Below are 23,970 nucleotides of genomic sequence, written 5' to 3'. Positions count from 1 at the left end.
GTTATAGTCTCGTGGGCTCGGAGATGTGTATAAGAGACAGAGCCCGTTCCATTGATGCTATGGTCCGGCACCCGTCCACCTGACCGGTTGCCCGATCCATGAGCATCGACACCCTGCGCGCCCAGTACGAAGCCTTCCCCTATCCCGCGCGCAACCCCGCCGACGAGAAAAAGCGCCTGATCACCGGATCGCCCAGCCATCTGGACGAGGTGAACCACAACGTCTTCGGCGGGCGTCTCGACCACGCCAAGCCCCTCAGGGTGCTGGTGGCCGGCGGCGGGACCGGCGACGGGACGATCATGATCGCCCAGCAGCTGGCTGACGCCGGCAATCCGGGGCACGTCACCTATCTCGACCTCTCCGACGCCGCGCGCGACATCGCCGAGGCGCGGGCCAAGGCGCGCGGGCTGACCAACATCGACTTCCGTCGCGGCTCGCTGCTCGACCTCGGCGGGCTGTTGGAGGAGGGGGGGCCGTTCGACTACGTCGACTGCTGCGGCGTGCTGCACCATCTGGACGAGCCGGCGGCGGGCATCCGCTCGCTGGCGGGAGCGCTGAAGCCGGGCGGCGGGATCGGGCTGATGGTCTACGCACCGTACGGGCGCACCGGCGTCTATCCCATGCAGGCGGCGCTGCGCACCATCGCGGCGGACCTGCCGCCGAAGGAGCGGGTGGCGCTGGCCCGCCGGCTGATCGAGCGGCTGCCGACGTCCAACTGGCTGCTGCGCAACCCCTTCATCAACGACCACAAACAGGCCGACGCCGACCTCTACGACCTGCTGCTGCATTCCTGCGACCGGCCCTTCACCGTGCCGGAGCTGGCGGAGCTGGCGGCGGCGGGCGGTCTGGCCATCGCCGCGCTGGTGGACCCCTACCGCTACGACCCCGCCGTCTGGGTGAAGGACCCCCGCCTGCTGAAGCGGCTCGACGGGCTGTCCCGGCTGGAGCGCGCCGCCTGGGCCGAGCAGGTCACCGGCAGCATGACCAAGCACATCGCCTATCTCGTCCGTCCCGAGGATGCCGAGGGCGCCATCGCCCGCCCGGACGGGCCGGAGGTGGTGCCGGTGCTGCGCGACCTCGACGGCGCCGCGGTGGCCAAGGGCCTGCCCCCCGGCGGCGTGCTGGAGGCGGAGCTGATGGGCGCGGTCATCCCCCTGCCCCTGCCCCGTCTGGCCGGGCCGATCCTGGCGCGGGTGGACGGGCGGACCAGCCTGGGCGCCATCCACCAAGCGGTGGCGGAGAAGGCCGGGCCGCTGGCCTGGGACGCCTTCCTGGCGCAGTTCGCGCAGCTTTTCACGGCGCTGAACGGCGTCGGCAAAATGTATCTGCGCCGCTGAGCGCGTCACCGCTTCCAAAATGAAAAATCCGCCGCCGGGAGGCCCCGGCGGCGGAAGTTCATGGAGGAAACAACCAGGCTGCAAAAGGTGCTTAGTGGATGGTCTCGCCGTGCAGGGCGAGGTCCAGGCCGTCGCGCTCGACGTCCTCGTCGACGCGCAGGCCCATCACCACGTCGATGACCTTCAGGATGATGAAGGAGCCGACCGCCGAGTAGGCGATGGTGGCCAGGATGCCGTAGACCTGCGTCCAGATCTGGCCGACGTTGCCTTCCAGGGCGCCGGCGGTGCCGCCGATGGCTTCCTGGGCGAAGACGCCGGTCAGGATGGCGCCGACGATGCCGCCCACGCCGTGCACGCCGAAGGCGTCCAGCGAGTCGTCATAGCCGAGGGCGCGCTTGAGGCCGGTGGCGCCCCAGTAGCAGATCACGCCGGCGGCCAGACCGATGACCAGGGCGCCGGTCGGACCGACGAAGCCCGAGGCCGGGGTGATGGCGACCAGGCCGGCGATGGCCCCGGAGATGATGCCGAGGACCGAGGGCTTGCCCTTGGTGGCCCACTCGACCAGCAGCCAGGACATGGCGGCGGTGGCGGCGGCGATCTGCGTGACCAGCATGGCCATGCCCGCACGGCCGTCAGCGGCCACGGCGGAACCCGCGTTGAAGCCGAACCAGCCGACCCACAGCATCGAGGCGCCGATCAGGCTGAGCACCAGGTTGTGCGGGGCGAAGTTCTCGTTCGGGTAGCCCTTGCGCTTGCCCAGCACGATGGCGGCGACCAGACCGGCCACGCCCGCGTTGATGTGCACGACGGTGCCGCCGGCGTAGTCGAGCACGCCGTCACCCATCAGATAACCGCCCGGACCCCAGACCCAGTGGGTGATCGGCGCGTAGACGATCAGCGACCACAGGCCCGTGAAGACCAGCATCGAGGAGAACTTCATGCGGTCGGCGAAGGCGCCGGTGATCAGGGCCGGCGTGATGATGGCGAAGGTCATCTGGAAGACGACGAAGATCGTCTCCGGAATGACGCCCGACAGGCTGTCCTTGGTGATGCCGGCCAGCATGAACTTCGAAAGGCCGCCGAAATACGGGGTGCCTTCGGTGAAGGCGATGCTGTAACCGGCGAAGAACCACAGGATGCTGACCAGGCAGCAGATCGCGAAGCTCTGCATCACGACCGACAGCACGTTCATCTTGCGGACCATGCCGCCGTAGAACAGGGCCAGACCCGGGATGGTCATGAACAGAACCAGCGCCGTGGCGACCAGCATCCAAGCCGTGTCGCCGCTGCTCAGGGTCGGCTCGGCCGCGGCGGCGGCCGCTTCCTGGGCGAGGGCGGCGGCAGGCAGACCGGCCAAGCCCAGAATCGCCGCCATCGTCGGCGCGGCGAGGGTGAAGAGACGGCTCATCGAGGCTCCTCTTTATTCGAATGCTTCTGGCCCGTTTCGCCCCGTCCCCGGTACAGACGGGGCGGCGGGAGGGGACCGTGTACGCCGATTTCTTTTCAAGAAGCGTGCCAACCCAAAAGGGCTAGGAATCGCGGTGGTTGCGGCCTTTCGGATGACCGCAAAGCAGCATAGGACCCGAGTCGCCGGACTGCCTTGCCCAGAAATTGAGCAGAAAATCGGACCACCCAAAGCCTTGCACCGCAGCTTGATTCGCCCATGGATTGCAGGTTGCCTGCCCCCTGTTGAGGCGCCGCGCGCCCGTTTCCCACGCGCTTGCCTGTTTATTGTGCACAGTGATGCGCCTGATTTCCGCACAACCGTTGGGCAGCCCCCTCTATTTCCGGCCTGTTCCCCTCGGCCTATTGGCCCGCCCCCGTGAAATGTGGCACGGTCACCCTCTCAACCGGCGGAGCCGGACGGGGCCGGGGACAAGCGGCCTCCGCCCATACGGGTCCGCCGGACGCTTCCGGATGGCCGACAGCAAAAAAGAGAACCGAAAGGGGAGACACATGCTCGACAAACGGGATCTGCGGCTGGCGCCGCGCCGCGCCGTGGCACTTGTCCTGGCCGGCGGCCGGGGCAGCCGGCTGAAGCAGCTGACCGACCGTCGCGCCAAGCCGGCCACCTATTTCGGGGGCAAGTTCCGGATCATCGACTTCGCCCTGTCGAACTGCATCAATTCGGGTTTCCGCCGCATCGGCGTGCTGACGCAGTACAAGTCGCACAGCCTGCTGCGCCACCTGCAGCGCGGCTGGAACTTCTTCCGCGGCGAGATGAACGAGTTCTGCGACCTGCTGCCGGCGCAGCAGCGCATCAGCGAGACCGCCTGGTACCAGGGCACCGCCGACGCGGTTTACCAGAACCTGGACATCCTGCGCGACCACGAGCCGGAATACATCCTGATCCTGGCCGGCGACCACATCTACAAGATGGATTACGGCGCGCTGCTGCTCGACCACATCGCCAAGAAGGCCGATGTGACGATCCCCTGCATCCAGGTGCCGCGCGCCCAGGCGACCGGCTTCGGCGTCATGCATGTGGACGAGACGCAGCGCGTCATCGACTTCGTCGAGAAGCCCACCGACCCGCCGCCGATGCCGGGCAACCCGGACAAGTCGCTGGCCAGCATGGGCATCTACGTCTTCAACGCGCAGTTCCTCTACGACCAGCTGGAGCGCGACTTCAACGAACCCGGCTCGTCCCGCGACTTCGGCAAGGACATCATCCCGTATCTGGTGACGAGCGGGGCGCGGGTGATGGCCCACGACTTCGCCGAGTCGGCCATCCTGAACGGCCATGAGTCGGAGCCCTACTGGCGCGACGTCGGCACCATCGACGCCTATTGGGAGGCCAACCTCGACCTCTGCCACGTCACGCCGCAGCTCAACATGTACGACCGCGAGTGGCCGATCTTCACCTACCAGGAGCAGCTTCCCCCGGCGAAGTTCGTCTTCGACGACGAGAACCGGCGCGGCATGGCCGTGGACAGCCTGGTGTCGGGCGGCTGCATCGTTTCCGGCTCGCTGGTGAAGAACTCGCTGCTGTTCAGCGAGGTGCGCGTCAACTCCTTCAGCGAGCTGCATCAGGCGGTGGTGCTGCCGGACGTCGACATCGGTCGTCATTGCCGCCTGACCAAGGTGGTGATCGACCGCGGCGTGGTGATCCCCGAGGGGCTGGTCGTCGGCGAGGACCCGGAGCTGGACGCCAAGCGCTTCCACCGCAGCGAGGGCGGCGTCTGCCTGATCACCCAGGACATGATCGACCGCCTGCCCAAGGACTGACCCTTCCCATCCCCCTTCGCCCCGCTGGGGCGAGGGGGCGGTGAGCAAGACCAAGAAGAAACCGAAAGACCCCGCCTCCATGCGCGTCCTGTTCGTCACGCCGGAATGCTACCCCCTGGTGAAGACCGGCGGGCTGGCCGACGTTTCCGCCGCCCTGCCCCCCGCCCTGAACCGCGCCGGAGCCGAGGTCCGCCTGCTGCTGCCCGGCTATCCGGCGGTGCTGAACGGGCTCGCCGACCTGCAGCCGGTCGGCAAGCCGCTCACCGATCTGCCCGGCGGCGCCCCGGCGACGCTGCGGATCGGACGGATGCCCGACGGGGTGCTGGCCTATGTGCTGGACGCGCCGGCGCTCTACGACCGGCCCGGCAACCCCTATCTGGGACCGGACGGCAAGGACTGGCCGGACAACGCGGAACGCTTCGCGGCCCTGTCCTGGTGCGCGGCGGGCTTCGCGACGGAGGACGGCCTCGATCCCTGGTGGCGTCCCGACGTGCTGCACGGGCACGACTGGCAGACCGGCCTGATCCCGGCCTATCTGGAGCTGCGCCCCGACCGCTTCACCGGGCCGTTCCGGCCGGGCACGGTGACGACGATCCACAACATCGCCTATCAGGGCCTGTTCGGTGCCTGGATGATGAGCGACCTCGGCCTGCCGTCCGCCGCCTTCCGGATCGACGGGGTGGAGTATTACGGCGGGGTCGGCTTCCTCAAGGCCGGCTGCTTCTACTCCGACCGCCTGACCACGGTCAGCCCGACCTACGCCCACGAGATCCAGACGGCGGAGCACGGCGCCGGCCTGGAAGGGCTGCTCGCCACGCGGGCCGAGGCGCTGACCGGCATCCTCAACGGCGTGGACTATGACATCTGGGACCCCGCCATCGACCCGCACATCGCCGCCCGCTACGGCGCCGCGGACCTCGGCGGCAAGGACCTGTGCAAGGCCGACCTCCAGGCGACCTTCGGCCTGGACCGCCGGGCGGACGCCCCGCTGGCCGCGGTGGTCAGCCGCCTGACCGGCCACAAGGGGCTGGATCTGGTGCTGGAGGCGGCGTCGCAATGGATCGCCTGGGGCGGCCAGCTCGCTGTTCTCGGCAGCGGCGAGCCGGCGCTGGAGGCCGGCTTCCGCCACCTCGCCACCTGGTTCCCGAAGTCGGTCGGCGTGCGCATCGGCTACGACGAGGCGCTGTCCCACCGCATCCAGGCCGGCGCCGACCTGTTCCTGGTGCCCTCGCGGTCGGAGCCCTGCGGCCTGACCCAGATGTACGCGCTGAAGTACGGCACCCTGCCGCTGGTCCGCCGCACCGGGGGCCTCGCCGACACCATCGTGGACGCCAACCCGGCGGCGGTGAACGACGGCAGCGCCACCGGCTTCCAGTTCGTCAACGCCACCGTCCAGGAGCTGACCTGGGCGCTGCGCCGCGCCGCCGCCCTCTACCGCAAGCCGGAGCGCTGGCACGCCATGCAGCAGCACGCGATGACCCGCGACTTCGGCTGGCACGGCCCGGCGGAGGAGTACATGGAGCTGTACCGAGCGGTGGCGCCGGTTCTGGTGGCGTAGGAGAGCGCGGGGCCGATCCCCGCGTTTCCCGCGAAAGGAGTGGAACGGGGACAGGGCCATTCCATAGGGCCTGTCCACGCCGCCATTGCGCGCATCGTCCGTCCGCCCTATGTTCCGCCCCAAACCAGGGCTCCGGGCACCGATGACTGACCTTTCGCACATCCGCAATTTCTCGATCATCGCACACATCGACCACGGCAAGTCGACCCTTGCCGACCGTCTGATCCAGCAGTGCGGCGGCCTCGATTCGCGCGAGATGCGCGAACAGGTGCTCGACAGCATGGACATCGAGCGCGAGCGCGGCATCACCATCAAGGCGCAGACCGTCCGCCTGCTCTACAAGGCCAAGGACGGGCAGCAATACACGCTGAACCTGATGGACACGCCGGGCCACGTCGACTTCGCCTACGAGGTCAGCCGCAGCCTCGCTGCCTGCGAGGGCTCGATCCTGGTGGTGGACGCCTCGCAGGGTGTGGAGGCGCAGACGCTCGCCAACGTCTATCAGGCGATCGACAACAACCACGAGATCATCCCGGTCCTGAACAAGATCGACCTGCCCGCGGCGGAGCCCGACCGCGTCAAGCAGCAGATCGAGGACGTGATCGGCCTGGACGCCACCGACGCCGTGGAGATCTCGGCCAAGACCGGCCTGAACATCGACGCCGTGCTGGAAGCCGTGGTGCAGCGCCTGCCCGCGCCCAAGGGCAACGCCGACGGCGAGTTGAAGGCCCTGCTGGTCGATTCCTGGTACGACCCGTATCTCGGCGTGGTCATCCTGGTGCGCGTGGTCGACGGGCGGCTGAAGGTGAACCAGAAGGTCCGCTTCATGGCCGCCGGCAGCGCGCACGAGGTGGACCGCGTCGGCGTCTTCACCCCGAAGGCGCTGCTGACCGGCGAGCTGGGGCCGGGCGAGATGGGCTTCATCACCGCCGCCATCAAGGACATCACGCTGACCAAGGTCGGCGACACCATCACCGAGGACCGCCGCCCGGCGGCGGAGCCGCTGGCCGGCTTCAAGCCCTCCATCCCCGTGGTGTGGTGCGGCCTGTTCCCGGTCGACGCCGCCGACTTCGAGCGGCTGCGCGACAGCCTGGGCAAGCTGAAGCTGAACGACTCCAGCTTCCATTACGAGGCCGAGACGTCGGCGGCGCTGGGCTTCGGCTTCCGCTGCGGCTTCCTCGGCCTGCTGCATCTGGAGATCATCCAGGAGCGGCTGGAGCGCGAGTTCAACCTCGACCTGATCACCACGGCGCCGTCGGTGGTCTACAAGCTGTACATGACCGACGGCACGGTGATGGATCTGCACAACCCGGCGGACATGCCGGACGTGATGAAGATCGACCGCATCGACGAGCCGTGGATCAAGGCCACCATCATGCTGCCCGACGAGTATCTGGGCGGCATCCTCCAGCTCTGCACCGAGCGGCGCGGCCAGCAGATCGAGCTGACCTACGCCGGCGCCCGCGCCATGCTGGTCTACCGCCTGCCGCTGAACGAGGTGGTCTTCGACTTCTACGACCGTCTGAAGTCGATCAGCCGCGGCTACGCCAGCTTCGACTACCAGATGGACAGCTACGAGGAAGGCGACCTCGTGAAGATGTCGATCCTGGTGAACGCCGAGCCGGTGGACGCCCTGTCGATGATCGTCCACCGCTCCCAGTCGGAGCGCCGCGGCCGCCAGCTCTGCGAGCGGCTGAAGGAGCTGATCCCGCGCCAGCTTTTCAAGATCGCCGTGCAGGCGGCCATCGGCGGCAAGATCATCGCCCGCGAGAGCATCGGCGCGCTGCGCAAGGACGTGACGGCCAAGTGCTACGGCGGCGACATCAGCCGCAAGCGCAAGCTGCTGGACAAGCAGAAGGAAGGCAAGAAGCGCATGCGGCAGTTCGGCCAGGTTGAAATCCCGCAGAGCGCCTTCATCGCCGCCCTCAAGATGGGCGACGAATAAGCGCCGGCCTCGCGACGGCATGACGGAAGGCGGGTCCGAAAAGGCCCGCTTTCTTTTTGTCCACGCATCCCGGAGCCCACAAAAAGTCGAATGACTCGCCACGCGGAATCGCCTATCACCCGGTCAGGCTTCCAAACGGATGATGTCCCGTGACGCGCACTGTCATGTTCGGCCTGCCCGCCGCCCTGGTCGTCGGCATCCTTGCAGGCTGCACCCCGAACTACTCGCCCAACACCTACGCCGCCACCGCCACCCAGCAGGCGAACAAGGTGGAGCGGGCGGTCGTCATCGGGTTCCGTCAGGTCAAGATCAGCACCAGCGGCACCGTCGGCGCCGTCACCGGCGGGGCCGCGGGCGGCGTGCTGGGCTCCCAGTCCGGCACCTTTGGCATCAACGCGGCGCTGGGCGCGGTCGGCGGCACGGCCATCGGCGGGCTGATCGGCACCTCGATCGAGCATGTGACCGGCGACACCACGGGCTGGGAATACATCGTCCGCAAGCCGGACGGCGAGCTTCTGTCGGTCACCCAGCGGGAAGAGAAGCCCATCGAGATCGGGCAGAAGGTTCTCGTCATCGCCGGCAGTCAGGCCCGCATCGTCGCCGACTATTCGACGGACCCGGAGCCGGCTCCCGTCCTAAAGGACGTGGCGAAGGAAGCGGCCAAGGACGACGCCCAAAAGGACGCCAAGCCCGCCGAGGCGATCGAGGCAAAGGAGCTTCCCGCCCCGCCCGCCGCGGAGGCACCTGCCGAGGCTCCGGCGGCCTCGACTCCCGACAGCGGCGGGCCGGCGCCCATCCGCCTCACCCTGCCTCCTGTGACGCCGGCTGCGACGCCCACTCCCGAGCCGGCGCCGGCCGCCGAGGCCCCGGCGGACAAGCCCGCCGACGGCACGCCCGCCACCTGATTCGCGCTCACACCACCAGGATCGTCAGCAGCAGCACCGGCAGAGCCGGCATCCGCGGCAGCCGGAAGCGCCACGGCGACGGCGCTGCCACCGTCACCGTCATCGGGCGGCGCTCCTCCTCGCGGTCCAGCCGTCCGGCCTCCAGCACCACCGTCGTCATCGCGTCGAACACGCCCATCGCTCCGTTCTCCCAAGATTTGGAGGGCACCCTGCGCCCGCGTGGAAAATCTTGGAAACGAATAGGCTTTATGAGGATCATCACAGATCGTGATGGTCCTTTCGCGCGTTGAACCCGCGCGCCCCCTCTGCTTGAATGCGTGACCATGCCGGCCAACCTTGACACCGACCTTCTGCGCGCTTTCGTCGCCGTCGCCGACGCGCGCAGCTTCACCCGTGCCGGCGACACGCTGGGCCGCACCCAGGCCGCCGTCAGCCAGCAGGTCCGCCGGCTGGAGGAGGTCGTGGGCACCCGCGTCTTCCAGCGCGACACCAAGAGCGTCCACCTCACCCAGGACGGCGAGCTTCTGCTGACCTACGCCCGGCGGATGCTGACCCTGAACGACGAGGCGCTGGCCCTGATGCGCCGGCCCGCCACGGTAGCCAGCGTGCGCATCGGCACGCCGGACGATTACGCCACCATGCTGCTGCCCGGCGTGCTCGCCCGCTTCGCCGCCGCCTACCCCGACGTGCCGGTGGAGGTGATCTGCGACAACAGCCCCGATCTGGTGGCGGAGATCGACAAGGGCCGCTACGACCTCGCCTTGGTCACCCGCCACCCGGACAGCCGCAGCGGCGAACTGGTGCGGCGGGAGCCGGTGGCCTGGGTCGCCCCGCCACGCTCCATCGTCGTCGATTCCATCCCCATCGAGCGGGAGGACCCGCTGCCGCTGGCCCTGTTCCCCAAGGGCTGCGTGGTGCGCGACCTCGCCGTCGCGGCGCTGGAGGGCATCGGGCGCGGCTGGCGCGTCGCCTTCATCAGCAAGAGCGTGGTGGCGGTGCACGGCGCCGTGCTGGGCGGGCTGGGCGTCACCGCCATGGAGGAATGCACCATCCCGCCCAGCCTGCGCCGGCTGACCGCGGCGGACGGCTTCCCCGACCTGCCGGACATCGACATCGCGCTGCACCGCGCCCCCGGCATGGCCGCCAAGCCGGTCCGCCTGTTGGCCGAGGCCATCCACGATCTGGTGGGCGAGGGGCGCCTGGCCTGACGGCCGGCCTAACGCTTGGTCCCGCTTCGTGACATCCGCTACCCCGGACGCGCGCCGGGTTGCCCCGGCGGGCCGGACCGATGCAGAATGGCCCCTCCTCCATGGGGGCAAACCGCCGTGCGCACGCGTTCCACCACCGCCTTCCGCGCCCTGGCGCTGCGGCTGATCCTGGCCGCGGCGACGATGTGGTTCGCCCCGGACGCCGCCCTGGCGCAAAGCCCCGTCGCCATCGGCGCTCCGTTGACCGGCGAGGTGGTCCTGAACCGCGACATCGAGGTGCGCATCGGCCCCAACGCCGACGCCCGGATCATCCAGACCCTGCCGCGCGGCAAGGCGCTGAACGCGCTGGGCACACCGCGCGGCACCAGTTGGACAGAGGTCGCCATCGGCGGCCAGCCCATCGGCTATGTGCCCTCCGACTCGCTGGACCCGGCGCTGATGGTGTCGCGCTCGATCACCGCCGCCATGGGCGCCACCGCCGGCGGGGCCAACGCCGGCGGATCGCCCCCCTCGACCGGCAAGCCGCCGGTCATCCACCGCAGCGCCGCCGTGGTGCCGCGCAGCGCGTGGGAGATCGCCGCCCAGGTGCCGGCCCAGGGCTATGTGGTCGCGGCGGACGCCATCAAGGCGACGGAGATCCTCGACAACAAGAAGCGGCGCAGCTTCACCCTGCGCAAGGGCGACGTGGTCAGCCTGATCGACTCCGCGAACGGGCGGGTGACGCTGGGCATGCCCGGCCGGACGCGGGCGGTTGCCACGGCGGAAAGTCTGATCGGGGTGGTCGCCCCCTACCCGCTGCCCGGCATGCCGCCGATCGAGCCGGGGGCGCTGTTCGCTGCGCGGCTCGGCGAGTATGTCAGCCACGCCGAGGGGCTGCGGGCGTGGCAGGAATTCACCTACGGCCCAGGAACGGCCTACCGCGACCTGCCGCCGATGGTCTGGCCGGTCTTCCGCGGCGCCCGCACCACCTACCAGATGGGCGTCGGCCCCTTCACCCGGACCCAGGTGGACAATGTCTGCGGCGCGCTGGCGCAGCGCTCCATGGACTGCTGGGTGATCGAGCTGGAGACCTTCTGATCCTCGCGCCGCTTTCCACCAAGCGGAACAGTCCCCGCGCTCAATGCAAATTATTGAGCTTTTTCGTCAAAAATGCATCGATCGTGGCGGTAGGCGGGCACCGCCGTGCCGTGTTAATCTTTCTTACCCCCTGCCCGCTCCGCCCCAGGCTTTGCCCATGACCGACTCCGACGACGAGTTCCTCTTTCTGGACGACCAGGACGGCGACGGAAACGGCGAAACCGGGTCGCCGGCCACCGGAAGCCGGTGGAAGATGATGATCGTGGACGACGAGCCGGAGGTGCACTCCATCACCAAGCTCGTCCTGGCCGATTTCGCCTACAAGGGTCGCTCCGCCCAGTTCATCTCCGCCTATTCCGCCGCAGAGGCACGGACGATCCTGGAGCGGGAGGAGGACATCGCCATCATTCTGCTGGACGTGGTGATGGAGACCGACGACGCCGGGCTGCAGCTCGTCCACCACATCCGGGAGGAGCTGAAGAACCGCCACGTCCGCATCATCCTGCGCACCGGCCAGCCCGGCCAGGCGCCGGAGCGCGCGGTGATCCTCGACTACGACATCAACGACTACAAGGCCAAGACGCAGCTCACCGCCCAGCAGCTGTTCACCACCACGGTCGCCGCCCTGCGCTCCTACGAGGACATCATGGCGATCGAGATGAACCGGCGCGGGCTGGAGAAGATCATCGAGGCGTCATCGTCGCTGTTCCAGGCGCGCTCGATGAAGCTGTTCGCCGCCGGCGTGCTGACGCAGCTGTCCGGCATCCTCGGCGTCGGGCCGGACGCCATCCTGTGCGTGCAGCGCGGTCCGGTCATCAGCGGCGCGGCGGACGGCCTGTACGTCCTGGCCGGGTCCGGCCGGTTCGAGACGCTGATCGACGAGCCGGCGGCCAACCATGTCGAGCCCGCCGTTCTGGCGGAGGTGAAGCGCTGCCTGGAGTCGCGCAGCAACCGCTACGCCGCCGATCATTGCACGCTTTACATCCGCACGCCGAACGACCGCGAGAACGTGGTCTATCTGAGTTCCGACCGGCCCCTGTCGGACCTCGACCGCAACCTGATCGAGGTGTTCTGCCGCAAGATCTCGGTCGGTTTCGACAACCTGCACCTGTACGAACAGCTGCGGCGCAGCCAGGAGCATACGGTTATCGCCATGGCCGATCTGGCGGAGCGCGCCGGTCATCCCAGCGCGGAGGCCGAAACCGGCCCGCGCATCGCCATGGTGACCGACCGCATCGCCCGCCGGCTGGCCGAAGAGGGGCGCCATCCCTCCGTTCTCGACACGGTGTTCCTGGAGTCGGTCGGTCTGGCCGCCATCCTCCACGACGTCGGCAACGCCACACTGGACCCCGCCATCCTCGGCAAGACCGGGCCGCTGACCCCGGAGGAGCGGGCCGTCATGCAGGCCCACACGACCACGGGCTGGGATTTGCTGGACCGCGCGAGTCAGCGGTCCGAGGGACGGACGCATCTGCATCTGGGGGCGGAGATCGCCCGGTCGCATCATGAGAATTGGGACGGCACCGGCTATCCCGACCACCTGCAGGGCAACGCCATCCCGCTGAGCGCCCGCATCGTCGCGGTGGCCGACAGCTTCGACGCCATGACCCGCGACCGGCCCTACCGCAAGGCGCTGGACCATGACGTGGCGGTGGCCGAGATCCGGCGCCTGTCCGGCAGCCGGTTCGATCCGGTGGTGGTCGACGCCTTCCTGGCGGTGTCCGGCAGCCTGCGCCGGGGGTGACACCCTTCGGAGAAAGAGGCGGCGGGATCAGCCGGCGCCGCTCATCAGCGTGTCCACCATGTCCTTCAGCGGACCGATCTGCACCGGCTTGTGCAGCAGCCGGCAGCCCAGGGCGGCGGCTTCGGCCTGACGCTCCGGCATCGTGTCGCCGGTCAGGATCAGGGCGGGCACCGGGGCGCCGACATGGGCGCGCACCATCTCCACCGCCTGGGCGCCCGTGCCCCCCGCCGGCAGGAAGTGATCCGCCAGGACCAGTCCCGGACGGCCGGGCGCCTGGGGCAGCCGCTGCGCCAGTTCGTTCAGCGACAGGGCGGTCAGCACGTCGTACCCCCAGGCTTCGAGAAGCAGCGCCAACCCTTCCACGATCGACCGGTCGTCGTCCACGACGATGACCAGCCGGCTGGCTTCGGCCGGCGCTCCTCCATCTCCGTCTTCACGGCGGAAGGCACCGCCGCCGTCCACCGAACCATTGCCGGCATCCCCGGTCATGGCGAGGACGGAGGCGGTTCTGGCGTGGTCGTTCGTTAAGCTCAGCATCGGATTCTTCACCAGCTCTGAGGGCGGCGGAGCCAGGGCACCCCGCGCCGTTTTCCACATGGCCGCTTCAAAAAAGAATGAAAAATATTAAAAAAATAGAAATATCAGCCAGACGAATTTTCTGAAACACCCGCCATGTATCGTGGAAAGAAAACATTCCATTCCTGAAATTTATAGGCAGCGATGCGCAGCATCGAGACAATACGAACGCATGATTTGAAAATTTACGTTCATTCGCTTTATCTGATGGACCAATTCCATTCAACTCTGAAAAAGCGCATATGAGGCACGTCCGGATGCCGCACCGAAACGTGCTTCAAACAACGGACCGCGGCATGTTCCGCGAATCCAGACGTGTCGCTTCCGGAACAATCCTTTGAACTGTCCGGATTGGGAGCCGTTCCATCCGGACATGGAAAAACAATGAGCCCCCGCCTTGCGGCGGGGGCCCAAACTTTGTCTTACGAAATTGAACCCTTTCCGGGATCCGCAGCCTTTGGATGCGCCCGTGTCAGGAACGTCGATGTCAGCTGCGCAGGCTGCCGCCCGTGGCCTTGGCGACCGCGGCGACGATCTTCTGGCCGACGGCCTCGATCTCCGACTCGGTCAGGGTGCGCTCGGTCGGCTGGAGCGTGACAGAGAGCGCGACGGATTTCTTGCCCTCCTCCAGGTTGGTGCCCTGGTAGACGTCGAAGACGGTCACGTCCTTGACCAGCGCCTTGTCGGCACCCTTGGCGGCGCGGATCAGCTTGTCGGCCTCCACGTCCTTGCCGACGACGAAGGCGAAGTCGCGCTCCAGCGGCTGGAAGGGCGAGAGCTGGACCAGCGGACGCGCCGTGCCGCCCTTCTTTTTGGGCAGCGGAATGGCGTCCAGGAACACCTCGAAGCCGACCACCGGACCCTTGACGCCCAGCGTGCCCAGCACGGCCGGGTGGATCTCGCCGAAGCGGGCCATCACCGTCGGGCCGAGGCGCAGCACGCCCGAGCGGCCCGGATGGTACCAGCCCGGCGCGTCGGTGGTGACCTGCAGGTTGGTCACCGGCGCGCCGGCGGCCTCCAGCACGGCCATCGCGTCGGCCTTGGCATCAAAGGCATCGACGCCGCGGGCCTTCTCCGCCCAGTGGCGCGGCACCGCGTTGCCGGCGCGGATGCCGGCGGCCACGATGTCCTGCCCGTCCGGCGACGGCTTGCGGAAGGCCGGGCCGACCTCGAACAGGCCGACGTCGGCGTAGCCGCGGTCGGCGTTGCGCCCGGCGGCCTGGATCAGGTTGCCGAGGATCGACGGGCGCATCACGTCGAGGTCGGCGCTGATCGGGTTGACCAGCGTCAGCCCCTCGCCGACGCCGCCGAACAGCTCGGCCACCGGACCGGCCATGAAGGACCAGGTGACGGCTTCGGACAGGCCGCGGACGGCCAGCGTGCGCTTGGTCAGCCCGACGCGGCGCTGTTTGGTGGTCAGGGCCGGACGGGTCAGCACGCTGTCGCGCGGCAGCGGCGTCGCCGGGATGGCGTCGAAGCCGTGGATGCGCAGCACCTCCTCCACCAGATCGGCCTCGCCGTGGATGTCGGCGCGCCAGGAGGGGGGGACGACGCGCAGGGTGCCGTCCACATCCTCGCCGACGATCTCGCAGCCAAGGTCGATCAGGATGCGGGTCTGCTCGTCGCGCGGCACCTCGACACCGCCCAGCGCGGCGACCCGGCCCGGACGCAGCGTCAGGGTGCGGCGCCACTGCGGCTCCTCGCCGGCGATCACGAGGTCGGAGGCCTCGCCGCCGCAGATCTCCAGGATCAGGCGGGTGGCCCGTTCCATCCCCGACACCACCGCCGCCGGATCGACGCCGCGCTCCAGCCGGTAGCGGGCGTCCGACTCGATGCCCAGCTTGCGCCCCGTCTGCGCCGTGCGCACGGTGTCGAAGATCGCCGCCTCCAGGAAGACGTTGACCGTCGTCTCGGTGCAGCCCGACGCCTCGCCGCCGATGATGCCGCCCAGCGCCTCGGCCCGCTCATGATCGGCGATGACCGTCATGCTCGGGTCGAGCGGGTATTCCTTGCCGTTCAGCGCCGCCAGCGTCTCGCCTTCACGGGCCAGGCGGACGACGATCCCGCCCTTGACCTTGTCGGCGTCGAAGGCGTGCAGCGGGCGCGACAGGTCGAAGGTGATGAAGTTGGTGATGTCGACCAGCGCGGAGATCGGGCGCAGGCCGATGGCGACCAGCTTGTCGTGCAGCCACTTCGGCGACGGGCCGTTCTTCACGCCGCGGAAATAGCGGCCGACATACATCGGGCAGGCGTCCGGCGCCTCGATGGTCACGCCGAACGGGCTGGCGAAGGCGCCCTTGACCGGCTCCGCCGCCAGCGGCTTCAGCCGGCCCAGACCGGCGGCGGCGAGGTCGCGGGCGATGCCGCGCACCCCGGCGCAGTCGGCGCGGTCCGGCGTCAGGCTGATGTCGATGACCGGGTCGCCCAGGCCGGCATAGTCGGCGTAGGCGACGCCGACCGGCGCGTCGTCCGGCAGCTCGATGATGCCGTTGTGTTCTTCCGACAGCATCAGCTCGCGCTCGGAGCACATCATGCCGTTCGACTCGACGCCGCGGATGACGCCCTTCTTCAGCGTGATGTCGGAGCCGGGGATGTAGGCCCCCTCCGGCGCGAAGACGCCCTTCAGCCCGGCCCGCGCGTTGGGCGCGCCGCAGACGACCTGCAGCTTCTCGGTGCCGGTGTCGACGACCAGGACGCGCAGCTTGTCGGCGTCCGGGTGCTTCTCGGCGGAGACGACGTGGGCGACGCGGAAGGGCTTCAGCTCCTTGGAGCGGTCCTCCACCCCTTCGACCTCCAGGCCGAGGGCGGTCAGCTTCTCCACGATCTGGTCGAGCGTGGCGTCGGTCTCCAGATGGTCCTTCAGCCAGGACAGCGTGAACTTCATGGGTCCGGCTCCTTTAGCGCGTCAGGCCCTGGGCCATGCTGGGAACGTCGAGCGGCACGAAGCCGTAATGCTTCAGCCAGCGGAGGTCGGCTTCGAAGAAAGTGCGCAGGTCGGGGATGCCGTATTTCAGCATCGCCACGCGCTCGATCCCCATGCCGAAGGCGAAGCCCTGGTACTTGGTGCTGTCGATGCCGCAGGCTTCCAGCACGTTGGGGTGCACCATGCCGCAGCCCAGGATCTCCAGCCAGTCGCCGTAGTTGCCGAGCTTCAGCTCGCCGCCCTTGCGGGAGCAGCCGATGTCCACCTCCGCCGACGGCTCGGTGAAGGGGAAGAAGCTGGGACGGAAGCGCAGCGGCAGGTCGTCCACATCGAAGAAAGCGCGGCAGAACTCGATCAGGCAGCCCTTGAGGTGACCCATGTGCGTCGCCTCGTCGATGACCAGCCCCTCGATCTGGTGGAACATCGGGGTGTGGGTCATGTCGTAGTCGGACCGGTAGGTGCGGCCCGGCGCGATGATGCGGATCGGCGGCTTCTTGTTCAGCATGGTGCGGACCTGCACCGGGCTGGTGTGGGTGCGCAGCAGCATCTTCTTGTCGGCCCCGTTTTCAGAGGGGGCATCCGGCAGATAGAAGGTGTCGTGCATGTCGCGGGCGGGGTGGCCCGGCGGGAAGTTCAGGGCGGTGAAGTTGTGGAAGTCGTCCTCGACGTCCGGCCCCTCGGCGACGCTGAAGCCCATCTCGGCGAAGATCGCCACCATCTCGTCGATGGTCTGGCTGATCGGGTGGATGCGCCCCTCGGTCTGCGGACGGACCGGCAGGGTGACGTCGATGCGTTCGGCCTGGAGGCGGGCCTCCAGATGGGCGCGGGCGAGGTCGGCCTTGCGGCCGTCGATGGCGGCGGCGATCTCGTCCTTCAGCGCGTTGAGCTGCTGGCCGCGCTCGCGCCGTTCGTCGGGCGACAGCCCGCCCAGCTCCTTCATGAAGCCGGTGATGCGCCCCTTCTTGCCGAGCGCGGTGACCCGCACCTCTTCGAGGGCCGCGAGGTCGCCAGCGGCGTTGACCTGCGACAGGAGTTCGTCTTTCAGCGCATCGAGCATGTCATTTCCCGCGAGCCATAAGGAAGTGCGAGCGTAAAGAAAAAGGGAGCCGGCCCAGAGGCACGGCTCCCTTCTTTCGTGTCCGGCGCCGGACCGGGGTTCCCGCTTGCGCGGCGAACCCTTTAGGCGGCGGCCTTGGAGGCGAGAGCGGCCTGGGCCTGATCGACGATGGCCTTGAAGGCCTCCGGCTCACGGGCGGCCAGATCCGACAGGACCTTGCGGTCGATCTCGATGCCGGCCAGCTTGATGCCGTTGATGAAGCGCGAGTAGGTCAGGCCGTACTGGCGGACACCGGCGTTGATGCGCTGGATCCACAGGCCGCGGAAATCGCGCTTCTTGTTGCGGCGGTCGCGATACGCGTATTGAAGGGCCTTTTCGACCTTCTCGATCGCGATGCGGAAGTTCTTGGAATTGCGACCCCGGTAGCCCTTGGCGAGCTTCAGGATCTTGCGGTGACGGGCGTGCGTGGTGACGCCGCGCTTAACACGAGCCATGGTTCAGATTCCCTTACGATATCAAGCGTTGCGCAGCCAGTTCTTCAGCACGATCTTCTGGTCCGGCTCGGCCAGGGTCATCATGCCGCGCGCATTGCGCTTCATATTCGGGCTCTTCTGCTCCAGGCAGTGGCGCTTGAAGGCCGCCTGGGCGCGCACCTTACCGGACGCGGTCACCTTGAAGCGCTTCTTGGCGCCGCTCTTCGTCTTCAGCTTGGGCATTTTCAATCCTTGCGTTGGATGTTCCCGACTGACGGTTGGGCATGCCCTGGGTCTCGGACCCGGCCTCGCCGCCCGTTGGAGCGCAGGGTTATACGCGCGGCCACGCCGCAACGCAAGAGGGAGCGAATGCGGGAGAGGTATGAGAGGGGCCGGCGCGCCCTCCCCTGCCGGTATTCCCTACCGGTACTCCTTGAACCGCTCCGTCGCCTGGACCAGGGCGGCGCGGATGCCCGGTTCCATGGCGGAATGGCCGGCGTCGGGCACCACGCGGTAATCGGCCTCCGGCCAGGCGCGGCGCAGGTCGTCGGCGCTGGTGATGGGGCAGACGATGTCGTAGCGGCCCTGGACGATCGCCCCCGGCAGGTGCCGGATGCGGTGCACGTCGCGCAGCAGCCTGTCCTCCGGGGTGAAGCGGTTGGAGCGGAAGTAATGCGCCTCGATGCGGGCGAGCCCCAGAGCGTGGGTGTCCTCCGCGCTCGTCGCGATCAGCTCCGGCGAGGGCAGCAGCGAGGAGCAGGACCCCTCATACAGGCTCCACACCCGCGCCGCCGCCATGCGGGTCGCCGCATCCGGCGCGTTGAGCCGCCGCCAGTAGGCCTCCAGCAGGTCGCCGCGCTCCTCCGGCGGGATGTGGCCGGCGAAGGTGGCCCAGGCCTCCGGGAAGATTGTGCGCATGGAGTAGAGGAACCAGTCGATCTCCGTCTTCCGCATCAGGAAGATGCCGCGCAGGATCAGCCCCAGGCAGCGTTCCGGATGGGTCTGCCCGTAGGCCAGCGCCAGCGTCGATCCCCAGCTTCCGCCGAACAGCAGCCAGCGCTCGATCCCCAGATGACGGCGCAGCCGTTCGGCGTCCTCCACCAGCAGCTCGGTCGTGTTGTGGCGCACCTCGCCCAGCGGGGTGGAGCGGCCCGCCCCGCGCTGGTCCATCACGACGATGCGGTAATGGCCGGGATCGAAGAAACGCCGGTGCGTCGGCGAGGCGCCCGCCCCCGGCCCCCCGTGCAGGAACAGCACCGGCACGCCGCGCGGGTTTCCCGACTGCTCCCAATAGAGCGTGTGGATCTCGTCCACGGGCAGAAAGCCGGTCTGGTAGGGGTCGATGGGCGGGAAAAGCTCGCTGCGGGGCATGAAGAGGTCCTGTCAGTCCGGGCCGGGTCGTCCGGCGCACAGAGTAGCCGATCCAAGGAATCCGGCCCAATCATTCCCGATGCCGATCCTCAAGCGAGTGTAGGGCGCCGGTCCGGCCTCCGCCACCGGCTCACTCCTCATCCTCCTCATCAACCGCATCCGGCGACGGGGCCGTGTCATGCCCTGCGGTGCGGACGGGCGGGCCGGCTCCGTCCAGCCGCTCGATCTGCTCGGGATGGGTCGCCTCGATCAGCGGACCGGCGCGCAGGCCCACCCAGCCGCGCACCCGGACAACCCGCCCCTCGTAGGACAGCGGGTCGATGCCGGCGGCCACGAACTCGCGCAGCGCGGCCCGCCCGATGTGCACCGTGACGTCGGTCCGCCAGTCCTCGCCGAAATCCAGATAGGCGTCGCCGCCCGCCTTGCTCACCCGCAGCACCCGCCCCTCGACGATCTGGAAGCTGTCGCGGTCCCGGCGCAGCGCGTCCGGGTCGGCGGGCCGCACGGCGTAGGCGCGGGTCCGCCAGATGCCGCGCTCGGCCGCCCGCGCGCCGGCCTCCGCCGCCAGCATCTCGCGGGCCAGGGCGCGGGCGTCAGGCCGGGTGTGCACGCGGGCGAGGCCGCGCGCCAGCAGCTCGCCCTGGAGCCACAGACCGTCGCCGCGCACCACCTGTGCCAGCAGGCGCCCGTGCCGGTCGGTCCGCGCCTCCCCCCGCACGCTCAGGCGCTGCCCGACGGCCAGCTCCGCCAGCGCCTGCCGCGCCGCTTCGGCCAACGGCCAGGGGGCGCCCGGCTCGGCTCCCATGGGCGGTGCGGCGGGCTCGATGCCGGCCAGACGCAGGCTGCGACCGTCCTCCAGCAGCAGCGTGGCGCCGTCGATCACCGCGACGACGTGCAGCTCCGCCGGCCCGGCGGTGTTCGCCATCAGCAGCAGGGCGGACAGCATCAGCGAGAGAATGCGGCGCGGCATGGCGGGCCAAGGGATGGAGCCGTGGAACAGGCGGGCCGGACGGGGAGTTTGATCTCTGCGAGCCCCCTTCCGATATGACGACCCATGACGCCCGAACCGACGACCGAACGCAAGCCGTCTTCCCTGTCCCCGCTGCGCCGGATCGCCGCCGTGGGGCTGGCCGTCCTGCTGCTCACCTCGGCCTGTGCCCCGGCCAGAGCCCAGCTCCTCGGCGGCAGCGAGGAGTCCATCGGTGCGCAGGAGCATCCCAAGATCCTCGCCCAGTATGGCGGGGCCTACCCCGACCAGCGGCTGCAGGCCTACATCACCGGCATCGGCAACCGGCTGGCCGCCCAGACCGACCGCTCCGGCCCCTGGACCTTCACCGTGCTGGACAGTGACGTGGTCAACGCCTTCGCCCTGCCCGGCGGCTACGTCTACATCACCCGTGGCCTGCTGGCGCTTGCCAAGGACGAGGCGGAGGTGGCGAGCGTGCTGGGGCACGAGATCGGCCACGTCATCGCCCACCATGGCCAGGAGCGGCAGACCAACCAGACCATCGCCGGGCTGCTCGCCGCCGGCATCGGCCTCGTGCTGGGCAGCCCGGAGCTGGCGCAGATCGCCAACATCGGCGGCACCGCCCTGCTCGCCCGCTACTCCCGCGGCCAGGAGTCGGAGGCCGACCGGCTGGGCATCGAGTATCTGCACCGCGCCGGCTACGACCCCTTCGCCATGGCGACCTTCCTGGAGACCATGCGCCGCGACACCCAATATTCCGGCCTGCGCTCCGGCAAGGGTGCGGGAGAAGGCGGCTTCGACTTCTTCGCCACCCACCCGCAGACCGCGTCGCGCGTCGACGAGGCGGCGGCCATCGCCCGCGAACTTCCCCGCGGGGCGCGTCCCGTCGATCCCTACATGGCGGCGATGAACGGGGTGATCTACGGCGACAGCCCTGAGAACGGCTTCGTCCGCGGCCGGACCTTCGCCCACCCGCAGCTGGGCATCGCCTTCGACGTGCCGCAGGGCTACAGCCTCCTCAACGGGGCGCAGCAGGTGATCGCCAAGGGGCCGAACGGCGGGGCCATCGTCTTCGACGGCGGCAAGGCGCCGGGCGTGCGCGACCCCGCCGCCTATCTGACCGGCAGCTGGGCGCAGGGAGCGCCGTTGCGCGACCTGCAATCCTTCGCCGTCAACGGCATGCCGGCCGCGACCGCGCTGACCCAGGGCAAGACCGACGCCGGGGCGGTGGACGTGCGGCTGGTGGCCATCCGCGCCGACTCCGGCACGCTGTACCGCTTCACCTTCCTGGCCCCCGGCGGCGCGCTGTCGCGCTTCGACGCCGATTTCCGCCAGACCGCCGTCAGCTTCCGCCGGCTGACCCAGCAGGAGGCCGCGTCCTACCAGCCCCGGCGTATCCGCGTGGAGACCGCCCGCCCCGGCGACAGCGTGGAGAGCTTCGTCCGCCAGATGCCGCGGGAGCCCTACGCGGAAGAGTTGTTCCGGATCATCAACGATCTTCCGCCGGGCACTCCCATCCAGCCCGGACATCCGGTGAAGATCATCACCGGCTGACGAACCCCCGGTTGACGGCGGGGTGACCGTTACAGGACGCGGCGCGATGGCCGATTGCCGATGGACGCGTGCGTCCTGTAGGCTCCGCGCCATGGCTGACCACCCCACCAAACGGCGTTTTCTGCGAACCGGCTTGCGCGTCTCCGGACCGAAGGAGGCCGTGCGCAAGAAGGGTGGTCCGCGCCGGACGCGCCCGCCCGCGCTGGGACGCCCACGCCTGCGCCTGCCCATCGCGGCGGTGCTGGTGGCCGGCTTCGGGTCGCTGATGCTGCTGGCGGTGGCGAGCGTGCTCGTGCTCGGCCTCGTCAGCGCCAGCCGGAACACCTTCGCGCTGCTGAACGACCGCGCCGACCTCGCTTTGTCGGGGGTGGAGGTGCGCATCCGCAACCAGCTCAACCCCGCGCGGGACATGGCCCGTTTCGTGGCCGGACTGATGGAGCGGGGGGAGCTGGACCCCGCCGATTCCCGCTCTCTCCAGGACACGTTGCGCGGCGCGCTGGCCGGGGCGCCGGACGTGACGGGCATCGCCTTCTTCCACCCCGACCGCACCGGCCTGCGCGCCGACCGGCTGGGCAACCAGCTCCACATCGGGCGGGAGGACCTGCGCCACGAGCCGGAGCTGGGACCGGAGCTGCGCAACGGCGCCGACCGCACCACCGCCGTCTGGGCCGACCCGCTGTGGTCGAAGGAGGCGGGAACCAGCTTCGTCACCCTGTTCCAGCCCGTGCGGCGCAACGGCACCTATCTGGGGCAGGTGGTCGTCGGGGTGTCGCTGGGCGACCTGTCGCGCTTCCTGTCCACGCTCTATGTGGAGCAGGGGCTGAACGCCTTCGTCCTGTTCGACCGGCAGCACGTTCTGGCCCACCCGTCGCTGGCCGGCATGAAGTTCGACTTCTCCACCAAGACCGACGGTCCGCCTTTGCCGCGAATCGATCAGGTGGCCGACCCGGCGCTGGCGGCGCTGTGGCAGACCGGCCAACCGGTGGACGCCCTGAAGAAGCGGGTGGAGGGCCGGCTCGTCAATGTGCTGGACGAGGATTACCTGTTCCTGATGCGCAGCATGGCCGGCTACGGCCAGCAGGACTGGACCATCGGCATCAGCTTCCGCGCCAACGAGGCCAGCGCCGAGGTGCGCCGCCTCTACACCACCGGCCTCGCCGGGCTGGGCATCCTGCTGATCTCGGTGGCGGTGGCGCTGATCGTCGGGCGGCGCATCAGCACCCAGGTGGCCCATCTGGCCGAGGCGGCCGACCATGTCCGGACCTTCGACTTCCGCGCGATCGACGAGCTTCCCGATTCGCGCCTTCGCGAACTGGCCCGCGCCAACAGCGCCTTCAACGCCATGGTCGCCGGTCTGCGCTGGTTCGAGACCTATGTGCCGAAGGCCCTGGTGCTGCGGCTGATGCACCGCCGCGGCGGCCTGACCAGCTTCCAGTCGGAGGAGCGGGAGGTGACGGTGATGTTCACCGACATCCGCGGCTTCTCCCGCATGGCCGAGCATATGGGCGCCGCCGACACCGCCGCCCTGCTCAACGAGCATTTTACTCTGCTCGCCAACTGCATCGAGGCGGAGGGCGGCACCGTGGACAAGTTCATCGGCGACGCCATCATGGCCTTCTGGGGCGCGCCGGAGGAACAGCCGGACCATGCCGCCCGCGCGCTGCGCGCCGCCCACGCCATCACCCGCGCCGTGCGCGAAGGCAACCGCCGCCGCGCGGCGGAGGGGTTGCCGGCGATCCGCGTTCGCATCGGCCTGCATTCCGGGCCGGTGGTGGTCGGCAACATCGGGTCGGCGAGCCGCATCAACTACACGATCGTCGGCGACACCGTGAACGTCGCCGCCCGCATCGAGGAGCTGGCCTCCGCCCTTCAGGGGGACGAGGAGGTCATCGTCCTGTCGAGCGCCGCCACCGCCTTCCAAGGCGACGGCGCGGCCCCGCTGGACTGCGTCGGCGACCGCACGCTTCGTGGCCGCACAGGCACGACGGAAGTGTGGCGGGTAACCTCTGTCTCTTATACACATCTGACGCTGCCGACGATTATACGC

19 protein-coding genes are annotated in these 23,970 nt (G+C 69.1%); 10 read left to right on the top strand and 9 right to left on the bottom strand.

The window, feature by feature from the left end:
* The first annotated feature begins 98 nt into the window (after positions 1–98).
* Positions 99–1,337 (top strand): class I SAM-dependent methyltransferase, encoded by a 1,239-nt coding sequence (locus Q4I23_RS14945; protein ID WP_498526717.1) that lies wholly within the window; start codon positions 99–101, stop codon positions 1,335–1,337.
* Between the two features lie 91 nt (positions 1,338–1,428).
* Here the strand turns inward: Q4I23_RS14945 and Q4I23_RS14940 are convergent, their stop codons facing one another.
* Positions 1,429–2,745: an ammonium transporter gene (locus tag Q4I23_RS14940; protein ID WP_454020151.1), complete on the bottom strand. Its 1,317-nt coding sequence runs from the start codon at positions 2,743–2,745 to the stop codon at positions 1,429–1,431.
* A gap of 548 nt (positions 2,746–3,293) precedes the next feature.
* On the opposite strand from Q4I23_RS14940, the gene glgC reads away from it, so the two are divergent.
* The 4 genes from glgC (at position 3,294) to Q4I23_RS14920 (ending at position 8,973) form a co-directional block, all read left to right on the top strand.
* Positions 3,294–4,565, top strand: a complete 1,272-nt coding sequence (gene glgC / locus Q4I23_RS14935; RefSeq protein ID WP_498526716.1) for a glucose-1-phosphate adenylyltransferase — start codon at positions 3,294–3,296, stop codon at positions 4,563–4,565.
* Between the two features lie 79 nt (positions 4,566–4,644).
* Complete coding sequence (glgA, locus tag Q4I23_RS14930; protein WP_498526718.1) at positions 4,645–6,123, top strand: glycogen synthase GlgA; 1,479 nt, start codon at positions 4,645–4,647, stop codon at positions 6,121–6,123.
* A gap of 142 nt (positions 6,124–6,265) precedes the next feature.
* The gene (gene lepA, locus Q4I23_RS14925; RefSeq protein WP_014238719.1) at positions 6,266–8,068 is read left to right on the top strand and encodes a translation elongation factor 4; all 1,803 of its coding nucleotides are present in this window, start codon (positions 6,266–6,268) and stop codon (positions 8,066–8,068) included.
* Between the two features lie 149 nt (positions 8,069–8,217).
* Positions 8,218–8,973, top strand: a complete 756-nt coding sequence (locus Q4I23_RS14920; protein WP_498526715.1) for an outer membrane lipoprotein — start codon at positions 8,218–8,220, stop codon at positions 8,971–8,973.
* 7 nt (positions 8,974–8,980) lie between these two features.
* On the opposite strand, the gene Q4I23_RS14915 is transcribed toward Q4I23_RS14920, so the two are convergent.
* Positions 8,981–9,151, bottom strand: a complete 171-nt coding sequence (locus Q4I23_RS14915) for a hypothetical protein (protein WP_454020154.1) — start codon at positions 9,149–9,151, stop codon at positions 8,981–8,983.
* 145 nt (positions 9,152–9,296) lie between these two features.
* Between Q4I23_RS14915 and Q4I23_RS14910 the strand changes: the two genes are divergently transcribed.
* From Q4I23_RS14910 to Q4I23_RS14900, 3 genes are all read left to right on the top strand, one after another.
* A complete protein-coding gene (locus Q4I23_RS14910) occupies positions 9,297–10,181 on the top strand; it encodes a LysR substrate-binding domain-containing protein (RefSeq protein ID WP_454020155.1) in 885 nt (294 codons plus the stop codon).
* 117 nt (positions 10,182–10,298) lie between these two features.
* Entirely contained in the window at positions 10,299–11,258 is a 960-nt protein-coding gene (locus Q4I23_RS14905) for an SH3 domain-containing protein (protein WP_454020156.1), read from the top strand.
* 157 nt (positions 11,259–11,415) lie between these two features.
* The gene (locus Q4I23_RS14900) at positions 11,416–13,002 is read left to right on the top strand and encodes a DUF3369 domain-containing protein (RefSeq protein ID WP_498526714.1); all 1,587 of its coding nucleotides are present in this window, start codon (positions 11,416–11,418) and stop codon (positions 13,000–13,002) included.
* 27 nt (positions 13,003–13,029) lie between these two features.
* Here the strand turns inward: Q4I23_RS14900 and Q4I23_RS14895 are convergent, their stop codons facing one another.
* The 7 genes from Q4I23_RS14895 to Q4I23_RS14865 form a co-directional block, all read right to left on the bottom strand.
* On the bottom strand, positions 13,030–13,539 hold the full coding sequence (locus tag Q4I23_RS14895; protein WP_237904699.1) for a response regulator: 510 nt from the start codon (positions 13,537–13,539) through the stop codon (positions 13,030–13,032).
* Positions 13,540–14,065: 526 nt separating this feature from the next.
* Positions 14,066–16,462, bottom strand: coding sequence for a phenylalanine--tRNA ligase subunit beta (pheT, locus tag Q4I23_RS14890; protein ID WP_498526713.1), 2,397 nt, complete (start codon positions 16,460–16,462; stop codon positions 14,066–14,068).
* A 13-nt stretch (positions 16,463–16,475) separates the two neighbouring features.
* Positions 16,476–17,558: a phenylalanine--tRNA ligase subunit alpha gene (pheS, locus tag Q4I23_RS14885; protein WP_137115274.1), complete on the bottom strand. Its 1,083-nt coding sequence runs from the start codon at positions 17,556–17,558 to the stop codon at positions 16,476–16,478.
* A gap of 122 nt (positions 17,559–17,680) precedes the next feature.
* Positions 17,681–18,052, bottom strand: coding sequence for a 50S ribosomal protein L20 (rplT, locus tag Q4I23_RS14880; protein WP_014238729.1), 372 nt, complete (start codon positions 18,050–18,052; stop codon positions 17,681–17,683).
* Positions 18,053–18,073: 21 nt separating this feature from the next.
* The gene (gene rpmI / locus Q4I23_RS14875; RefSeq protein WP_014238730.1) at positions 18,074–18,274 is read right to left on the bottom strand and encodes a 50S ribosomal protein L35; all 201 of its coding nucleotides are present in this window, start codon (positions 18,272–18,274) and stop codon (positions 18,074–18,076) included.
* A gap of 177 nt (positions 18,275–18,451) precedes the next feature.
* Complete coding sequence (gene pip, locus Q4I23_RS14870) at positions 18,452–19,402, bottom strand: prolyl aminopeptidase (protein WP_498526712.1); 951 nt, start codon at positions 19,400–19,402, stop codon at positions 18,452–18,454.
* A gap of 130 nt (positions 19,403–19,532) precedes the next feature.
* A complete protein-coding gene (locus tag Q4I23_RS14865) occupies positions 19,533–20,372 on the bottom strand; it encodes a thermonuclease family protein (RefSeq protein ID WP_454020158.1) in 840 nt (279 codons plus the stop codon).
* A gap of 84 nt (positions 20,373–20,456) precedes the next feature.
* On the opposite strand from Q4I23_RS14865, the gene Q4I23_RS14860 reads away from it, so the two are divergent.
* Complete coding sequence (locus tag Q4I23_RS14860) at positions 20,457–21,923, top strand: M48 family metalloprotease (protein ID WP_498526711.1); 1,467 nt, start codon at positions 20,457–20,459, stop codon at positions 21,921–21,923.
* A 91-nt stretch (positions 21,924–22,014) separates the two neighbouring features.
* The coding region (locus Q4I23_RS14855) for an adenylate/guanylate cyclase domain-containing protein (protein WP_498526710.1) at positions 22,015–23,970 on the top strand (1,956 nt) is incomplete at its 3' end.

It is taken from the genome of Azospirillum sp. UFLA03-27 (assembly GCF_059803775.1).
Note: the sequence above shows the minus strand (reverse complement) of the source record. Positions and strands in the feature narration are given on the sequence as shown.